This is a genomic window from Nonomuraea sp. NPDC005650 (genome assembly GCF_040605375.1).
Taxonomy (GTDB): domain Bacteria; phylum Actinomycetota; class Actinomycetes; order Streptosporangiales; family Streptosporangiaceae; genus Nonomuraea.
This window is the reverse complement of record NZ_JBEXCR010000108.1, coordinates 1-7,745: the sequence shown is the minus strand read 5'-3', so window position 1 is coordinate 7,745 and position 7,745 is coordinate 1. Positions and strand designations below refer to the sequence as shown.

At 73.1% G+C, this 7,745-nt stretch carries 8 protein-coding genes; 3 read left to right on the top strand and 5 right to left on the bottom strand.

All coding sequences use genetic code 11. From position 1 onward, the window contains the following. A partial coding sequence (locus tag ABZS69_RS66705; protein WP_355395493.1) for a hypothetical protein occupies positions 1-1,042 on the top strand: 1,042 nt, incomplete at its 5' end. Positions 1,043-1,091: 49 nt separating this feature from the next. Here the strand turns inward: ABZS69_RS66705 and ABZS69_RS66700 are convergent. The 5 genes from ABZS69_RS66700 to ABZS69_RS66680 all read right to left on the bottom strand — a co-directional run bounded on the left by ABZS69_RS66700 (position 1,092) and on the right by ABZS69_RS66680 (position 6,298). Beyond that, on the bottom strand, positions 1,092-2,021 hold the full coding sequence (locus tag ABZS69_RS66700; protein WP_355395490.1) for an NAD(+)/NADH kinase: 930 nt from the start codon (positions 2,019-2,021) through the stop codon (positions 1,092-1,094). Between the two features lie 26 nt (positions 2,022-2,047). Further along, positions 2,048-3,319, bottom strand: coding sequence for an MFS transporter (locus tag ABZS69_RS66695; RefSeq protein ID WP_355395487.1), 1,272 nt, complete (start codon positions 3,317-3,319; stop codon positions 2,048-2,050). A 167-nt stretch (positions 3,320-3,486) separates the two neighbouring features. Beyond that, positions 3,487-4,386, bottom strand: coding sequence for a hypothetical protein (locus ABZS69_RS66690; protein WP_355395485.1), 900 nt, complete (start codon positions 4,384-4,386; stop codon positions 3,487-3,489). Continuing rightward, positions 4,383-5,423, bottom strand: coding sequence for a Gfo/Idh/MocA family oxidoreductase (locus ABZS69_RS66685; protein WP_355395482.1), 1,041 nt, complete (start codon positions 5,421-5,423; stop codon positions 4,383-4,385). The genes ABZS69_RS66690 and ABZS69_RS66685 overlap by 4 nt, the downstream gene beginning before the upstream one ends. Next, complete coding sequence (locus ABZS69_RS66680; protein ID WP_355395479.1) at positions 5,420-6,298, bottom strand: sugar phosphate isomerase/epimerase; 879 nt, start codon at positions 6,296-6,298, stop codon at positions 5,420-5,422. Before ABZS69_RS66680 ends, ABZS69_RS66685 begins: the two co-directional genes overlap by 4 nt. A gap of 171 nt (positions 6,299-6,469) precedes the next feature. On the opposite strand from ABZS69_RS66680, the gene ABZS69_RS66675 reads away from it, so the two are divergent. Then, positions 6,470-7,102, top strand: coding sequence for a TetR/AcrR family transcriptional regulator (locus ABZS69_RS66675; protein WP_355395476.1), 633 nt, complete (start codon positions 6,470-6,472; stop codon positions 7,100-7,102). A 174-nt stretch (positions 7,103-7,276) separates the two neighbouring features. After that, a complete protein-coding gene (locus ABZS69_RS66670) occupies positions 7,277-7,579 on the top strand; it encodes a hypothetical protein (protein ID WP_355395474.1) in 303 nt (100 codons plus the stop codon). Positions 7,580-7,745 lie beyond the last annotated feature (166 nt).

Genomic DNA, 7,745 nt, shown 5'->3' with positions numbered 1-7,745 from the left:
GATCGCCGAAACGCTGGCGGGCGACGAGCGGCTGCGGCTGGTCCCGTCCACCGCGGGCCTGCACCTGTGTGCCCGGCTCGCCCCGGATATAGAGGCCGCCGCCCAGGCGGCGACCCTCGGGAGGGCGCCCCGGGTTCTGATCGCCACGAACGAGCCGTGGGGCACCTACCACGTGGCCCCGCTGCTCCCCGAGGCGCGGCGGCGCGGGTGGGAGATCACGCAACTGGTGCCCGACCTGTCGGGGGTGAAGCCGGGCGACCCGGTGCCGGTCGCGACGCCGGACAGCGCTCCTGACGCTGACCTGCTCATCGTGACGGGCGCCGGGGACTGGCCGGCGGACTGCGCCGCCCGGTTCTCGAAGCTGCCGCTGGTCGCGAGCTCGCTGGCGTACCAGCTGCCCGTGGAGGCGCCGCGCGCGAAGGAGTTCAGGGACCGGCTCAGGGCGATCAGCGCGTCCTCGCCCGCCGAGGCCAAGGTGTTCGACGACTACCTGGGCACGCGCCGCCAGATCGAGGTGGTGGGCACCCCGCAGACCGACGACCTGCCCAGGCACGCCCCCGAGCCCGGCACCGTGCTGGTGCTCACCAGCGTGACCAAGTCCAGCAGCACGGGCGGCTCGGCCCCCGGCACCGAGCTGCTGCTGGCCGCGGCCGAGCGGCTGGCGGCGGCGGGCAAGCACATCCTCGTGGGGCTGCACCCGCGCGAGGACCGCACGCTCTGGGAGAAGTACGAGATCAGCTCCGTGCCGTCGGTCCAGGCGTCGGCCAGGGCCGAGGCGGCCATCGGCATCCCGGGCACGGTCTTCCCGGTGGTCGCGGCCGTGGGCGTCCCGCTGGTGGGCTGCACCGACCCGCTCCTGAACATCCCCGGCTACCTGCTGAGCGTCTGCTCGCACACGATCACCGGCGCGGACGAGGCCGTGAGCGCCGTGGCGCAGGCGAAGCCGGTGTCACGGAAGGTGCTGTACGAGGCGGTCGGCCCCGTCGGCGGCTCGGCGCGCCGGCTGCTGAAGGTGTGGCGGAAGGCCGGCGTCCGGGTCTAGCGGGTCGGCGCACGGTCCAGCGGGGCTGCGCATGGTCTGGTCTGGCTGTCTAGCGCATGGTTTGGCGCAGGCGCTCGGCCTGCTCGCGCAGGGGTTTCGGGATGAGCTCGACGAGCTGGTCCGGTCTGAGCGGCAGGTCGAGCAGGCTGAGCTTGACGCGCTTGCGCTGGGCGTAGGTGTCGGCGTCGAGCCGGATGATGTCCACCGCGTCCGTGCGCAGCCGTACCGACAGCTCGGCCCCGGGCCGGAGCGGCCGGGCGGGGGTGCCGTCCACGGAGAAGAGCAGCGGCACGTCGGCCGACGGGTTGCGCAGCGTGATGTGATCGTCCTTGCCGAGGATGACCGAGCGGCTGATGCCGGACATCGGGGCCACCGGCGTCAGGGCGACGGCCTCGGTGGACGGGGAGATGATGGGGCCGCCGGCCGCGTGGTTGTAGGCCGTCGAGCCGGTCGGGGTGCAGGCGATCACCGCGTCCCCGCGGTAGTAGCCGTGGCTCAGGCCGTTGACCTCGAGGTCGAGGGACAGGCTGGCCAGCGGCTCGGCGGCGGTGACCACGATGTCGTTGAACGCGGTGTCACCGGACTCCGTGCGGTCGTCCACCTCCAGGCAGCTGTGCGGCTCCAGGGTGTAGCGGCCCTCGGCCATGCGGTCGAGGGCCGGCTCCAGCTCCGACGGGGTGACCTCGATGAGGAAGCCCAGGTGGCCGTGGTTGACGCCGAGCACCGGCACCTGGCGGCCGACCACCAGGCGCATCGCGCCCAGCATGGTGCCGTCGCCGCCCAGGCTGACCACTCCGGTCACCCGTCCGACGAACTCCTCGGGCGTGACGATCTCGACCTCCGGCCCCACCCGCCCGGCGTCGCACCGGCGGGCGACGACCGTGCCGCCGCTGCGCCGCGCGTGCCGGACGATCAGCCGTACGGAGTCCTGCACCGGCCGGTCGGGGTGCACCACCAGCCCAAGCGTGAAGTTCCTCACGAGGTGCCCCCTACCCAGCAGGGGCGTCAGCGGACCTTGCGGATGGGAATCACCGTCAGGGCGCCGAGCACCGCGAACACCAGCGCGGCCGTGAAGGCGGCCGGGTAGTTGTCGTCACCGCCGCCGATGGTGAGGAAGAGCGGCGCGATCAGCGGGGCCAGCGACTGGGGCAGCGAGTTGGCGATCTGGAAGACGGCCAGGTCCTTCGCCGCGTTGTCGGGGTTGGGCAGGACCCGGACGACCAGCGCGATGTCGACGGCCATGTACGCCCCCGTGCCCATGCCCAGGATCAGCGAGCCGACCAGGTACTGGGGGTAGGTGGTGGTGAAGCCGAGGGTCAGCAGGCCGACGCCCATGATCAGGGACGCCACCAGCACGAAGATCTTCCTGCGTCCCAGCCGGTCGGACAGCCAGCCGCCGACCGTGGCCGTGACGAGCGAGCCGCAGGTGAACACGAGCGTGGCGGTGAAGACCAGCGACACGGCCTCGGTGGGGCTGTAGCCGAGGCGGTCGGTGATGACATAGAAGCCGAAGGTCAGCTTGAACGCGTTCCCGGTGAAGATCAGGAAGCGGCCGGCGAAGGCCCAGCCGAAGTCGCGGTGGGCGAAGGGGTTGACCCACAGGCTGCGCAGCAGGTCTAGCGGGCGGAAGGGGCCGAGCGTGCTCCGGTCGGCGGGCCGGTCTGGCAGGAACGCGATCAGCAGCCCGAGCGCGACGAACGCGAGGACGCCCGGCAGCAGGAACATGAGGAACGTGCTGCCGGAGACGGACTTCGTGATGAACGTGCCGGCCAGGATGCCGACGTTGCTCATCAGGCCGATGACGCCGGAGACCCGTCCGCGCTGCCGCTCCGGGATGTGGTCGGGGTTGATGGCGTTGAGCGCGGACTGGGCGGCGTTGTAGCCGGCCTGGGTGACGCACCAGCCGATCAGAATGGTCGGGATGTTCTGCGCGAGCGCCATGATGAGCAGCCCCGCCGCGCCGGCCAGGGCGCCGCCCGCCAGCCAGGGGCGGCGGCGGCCGAAGCGGCTGGTAGTGCGGTCGGAGAGGTTGCCCCAGATGGGGGTGATGGCCATGGACAGGAACGCGCCCACGGACAGGATGAGCCCGAGGCTGGCGGCCTTGGTGTCGGGGGCGATGGCGCCGACCTTGACCGAGAGGGTCACGGAGATCGGGGTCAGCAGGGCGGCCCAGAGTCCTAGCTGGCCGAAGGCGTACAGGGCGATGAAGCGGGTGGTCGCGGGGGCGGCCGGCGCGTCGTGGGGGCCGGTCGCGGCCGGGGTCGGGAGTGTGGTCACGGGGACCTCCGAAGGTGGAACAAGGGGGGTATCGATGGCGTGGGCCCTTGCGGGCGGGCCTTTGCGGGCGGCCCTTGTGGGCGGGGCCTTGTCGGCGGGCCCTTGCGGGCGGGCCCGGTGGTCAGGCGTGGAGCGTGCTCCCGGTCAGGCGTGGAACGCGCTCCCGGTCAGGCGTTGAGCAGGGCGAGGTCGTCGGCGAGCTCGCTCAGCGAGTACGGCGGGGCCGCGCCCTCGGTGACGGCGGCGTGCAGGTGGCGCCAGGCGGCGCGGCAGGCGCTCTCGTACCGGGTGGGGAGCAGGCGTTCGCCGTCCGCGTCGGTGCGGACGACGGTGGCCGGGCGGGCCGTCGCGGGGTCGGGGAACGAGAGCCGCCACTGGACGGCGGGCCCCAGCACGTCCAGCCGCGCCCGCCGGGTGCCCAGGCCGGAGACGGCCGCGGCGAGGTGCACGGGCACGTCTCCGACCAGGGCGTGGGCGAGGTGCCCGTGCCCGTCGGCCTGGATCACCTCGACGGCCCTGGCGGGGGCGATCGCGGTACGCAGCAGGGCGAGCTGGTCGAGCAGGACACCGGCCGGGTGGCTCCCGGCCGGGACCGTGGCGGTGACCTCGATCAGCGAGGCGTCTTCCGCGTCCAGGGCTCCGGCCAGGGCCGTGACAGCGGGGTCGAGCGCCCAGGGCCCGGCCACGACGACGGGGACCCGGGCCGCCGCCGCGCGTTCGGCGAGCTCGCGCACAGCTGTGGTGACCTCGCCGAGCGGGCTGCCGCCGGGTTCGCCTGCCGTGCCGCCGGTGAGCAGGATGCCGCTCGGCCGGGCGGCGAGGGCGGCGCGCAGGGCGGCCAGGGTCGGCACGGCGGTGACCACGCCGGAGGTCGGGCCGGAGGTCGCGCCTGAGGTCGGGCCGCTGGTGGGGCCGCTGGTCGGGCCGCTGATCGGGCCGCTGATCGGGCCGGTGGGGGTGGCGAGGCGGAAGTACTTGGGCAGTGAGGCGAGGGTGGCGTGGACGGCGGGGTGGTCGGCGCTCCCGGCGAGCGTGACGGGCAGCGGTGCGAGGGTGGTGCTGGTCATGCGGCGGTCCCTTGCAGCAGGCGGTCGGCGGCGCGTTCCGCGAGGTCCAGCGCGTAGGCGAGGTCGTCGAGGAGGTCGGCCACGGCGTAGCGGGGCGGTTCGGCGCCGGCGGCCAGGGCGGCGAGGTGCCGCCACTCGCCGGTGTAGCCGTTGTTGGGGTCGAGGCCGAAGGCGAGCAGGCCGGCAGCGGTGCGCAGCTCGGCGGTGGCCGAGCCGGCGCGCACGTACGACGGGGTGAAGTCGAGCCGCAGCTCGCCCTCGTCGCCCCACACCTCGAAGCTCCACTCCTCCCGCCAGCCCAGGTGCAGGTACCCGATGAGCTCGGCGGTCCGCCCGTCGCCCTGGAAGGTGAGGACGTAGCCGAACGGGGTGAGCGGGCGGGCGACGTCCACGCGCTCGACGCGCGGCAGGAAGCGCCGTACCAGCGGGAGGTTGTGGATGGCCAGCCCGAGGATCGCGCCCCGGATGGACGCGGCCCGCACCGCCGGGTCCGCCGGGTCGCCCCCGCGCACCGGGAACACCGGCTCGGCGTGCAGTTGGGTGGCCAGCGTCTCGAAGCGGGCGTTGGGCGGGAGCACGATGCGTGAGCGCACCCGGCGGGCGGTGGCGGGCAGGTCGCCCCAGTGCCGCTCGGCGGCGAGCCACGCCGGGTCGTAGGTGTGCATGGCGCCGACCACGACCGGGACTCCGGTGTCCTGTGCCGCCTTGGCGATCCTGCGGGCCTCGTCCATGGTCGTGGCCAGCGGCTTCTCCACCAGGACCACCTTCTTGCCCGCGGCGCAGGCGGCCTCCGCCTGCTCGGCGTGGAAGGCGTGCGGGCTGCACACCGCGACGATCTCGACGGCCGGGTCGGCGAGCAGCTCCTCGACGGAGGTGCCGTGGGCGGCGCCGGCGCGGGCGGCGACCGCGGCCGCGGTGCCCTCGTCCACGTCCATGACGCGGGCCACGTGCAGCCGGTCGGACAGCCCGGCCACTGCGGGCAGGTGGATGGCCTGGGTGACCGGGCCCGCTCCGATGAATCCGACGCCGATCGTCATCGACGCTCCTCCGCGGTGGTGAGGTGGGTGGTGACCCACTGGCGTGACAGGAGCGCGCTGTCCTTGGGCGTGCCGTGGTCGGGTACGTCGACCTCGATCACCAGCCAGCCGCCGAACCCTTCGGGCAGCGCGGCGAGCGCCCCTTCGAGGTCCACGTCGCCATGCCCGGGTTCGGTCCACAGGTGGCGGGCGACGGTGGCCTCCCGGTAGTCCGCGCCCGCCTCCCGGGCCTGCCGGGCCACGGCGGTGTGGACGTCCTTGAGGTGGGCCGCGCCGACCCGGTCGCGGTAGTGGGTGATCAGCTCGGCCGGGTCCGCGCCAGCCCAGTGCAGGTGGCCGGTGTCGGGGCCGAAGGAGAGCAGGTCCGGGGCGATGGCGTCCAGGACCGCGCGGGTCTCCCGCTCGGTCTCGATCCAGGTGCCGACGTGCGGGTGCAGGCACGGGCGCAGCCCTTCGGCGGTGATGGCCGCGCAGGTCGTGGCGAGGTTCTCGATGAGGGTGGCGAGCCTGCCCGCGTCGTACGCGGCCCCGGTCGCGGGCGCGGCGAGCCGTTCCGGGGTGAGGGCGGAGGCGATGAACACCTCGGTCATGCCGAGCGCGGCCTGCGTTCCCGCGTGCCGCCGGGCGTGTTCGAGGAGGCCGGGCATCGCCTCGGGGCTCTCGTACGTGCCCTGGAAGTAGCCGGGCGCGGGGGCGAGCCCGTACTCGTCGAGGAGGGCGAGGTAGGCAGTCGCCGACATGCCTTCGGGCACGTCGGCCTGGACGGCGGTGAAGCCCGCTTCGGCGATCTCGGCGAAGGCGGTGCGCAGGGTGGGGACGTCCAGCGTGAGGCCGGACGGCCCGAGCAGCCAGGGTAGCGGGTTGATGCCGATCATCCGGTGGTCCTTCCAAAGGCGCGAGCAACGGCGTCGCGCCTGCTCTTGGGCGTCACAGCGCCCCTCGGGGAAATGTGATCGAGTGTTAACCTTTGGGACTCAAAACGTAAACGCCTGATAGCTTTTGACGCAAGAGGTTGATCCGAAGATTTTCCGTGGGAGGCTCGGAGGGTGACGAACGTCGGCGGGGCCCCGCGCGGCCCGTACCGGAGCGGCATCAGGCGCCGCGAGCAGATCGTCAGCGCCGCCGCCAAGGCCTTCGGCGAGCGCGGCTACAACGGCGCGTCCATGCGGCAGATCGCCGCGGACGTGGGGGTGTCACCCGCAGCCCTGCTCCGCCACTTCCAGGACAAGGAAGACCTGCTCGCCGCGGTGCTCGAATGGTGGGCGCGGGAGACCGCCGCGCTCCGGCTCGAAGGGCGGGACGGGCTGGCGACCTTCGACAGCCTGCGCGACCTCATGGCCTACCACACCCGTCACCGGGGCCTGCTGGAGCTGTTCATCCACCTCACCGGCGAGGCGTCCAACGAGAAGCACCCGGCGCGGGCCTTCATCCAGGACCGCTACACGGGCATCGTGAACATGCTGGTCAAACGCCTGCTCGCGGCGGCGGAGACGGGCGAGATCCCGCCGTTGACCGACGCGCAGGCCGAGGCCGAGATACGCGCGCTCTGCGCCACCATGGACGGCCTGGAGATCCAGTGGCTGCTCGATCCCACCGTGGATCTGACCGGCCTCTTCGACTTCCATCTCGACCACACGCTGGCGCGATGGAGGAGCGGCGCGTTCGCCCCTGGCTCCTGAGCGACCGGGGCGTGCCGAGGCTGCGCCGCGAAGAGGTCGCCGTACTCGCCGGGGTCAGCGCGGCGAAAGTCGCGCGACAGGGCCGCCAGGTTAACTGTGTCCAGGGTTTTCGGCAGTCCGCCGCCACGGCGAAATGCGCCGTCGCCGGTCGGGCATAGGCGAAAGGACATTCACGTGAGACTTATGACGAAGGCCATCATCGTGGCCGCGATGTCCACGGCGTGCGTTTCCGCCGCCGCGGTCTCCGCGACGGCGGCGCCCGCTGCCGCCCAGGCCAGGATGGCGAGCGGCGCGCACACCTATCAGGCTGTTCCTGACGAATGGATTTTGTGGGGTAGATATCCGACGCTCGACGACTGTCGCCGTCAGGGTGATTGGCTCACCCGCAACCACCCGGACAAGTGGTGGGGCATGTCGTGCGAGCGGGACTTCACCGAACCGCTGACGCCGTACGCGCTGTGGATGTTGTCCCGCTGAGGGGGCGACAGCCCGGCTCTCGTGGTGATCAAGGGCGCGGCGTGGCTCCTGAGCTCGGAGAGGGCTCCACCAGGGCCGCGACCGCCTGCGGCGCCAGCGTGACCTGGTGGTCCGCGGCCGTTCCGGTCAGCAGGTCGGTGGCCGGGTGGGGCAGCGGCACGTGCGC

Coding starts and splice junctions, on each gene's coding strand:
- ABZS69_RS66685 (WP_355395482.1), bottom strand. CDS start 5,423: ATGACGATCGGCGTCGGATTCATCGGAGCGGGCCCGGTCACCCAGGCC.
- ABZS69_RS66680 (WP_355395479.1), bottom strand. CDS start 6,298: ATGATCGGCATCAACCCGCTACCCTGGCTGCTCGGGCCGTCCGGCCTC.
- ABZS69_RS66690 (WP_355395485.1), bottom strand. CDS start 4,386: ATGACCAGCACCACCCTCGCACCGCTGCCCGTCACGCTCGCCGGGAGC.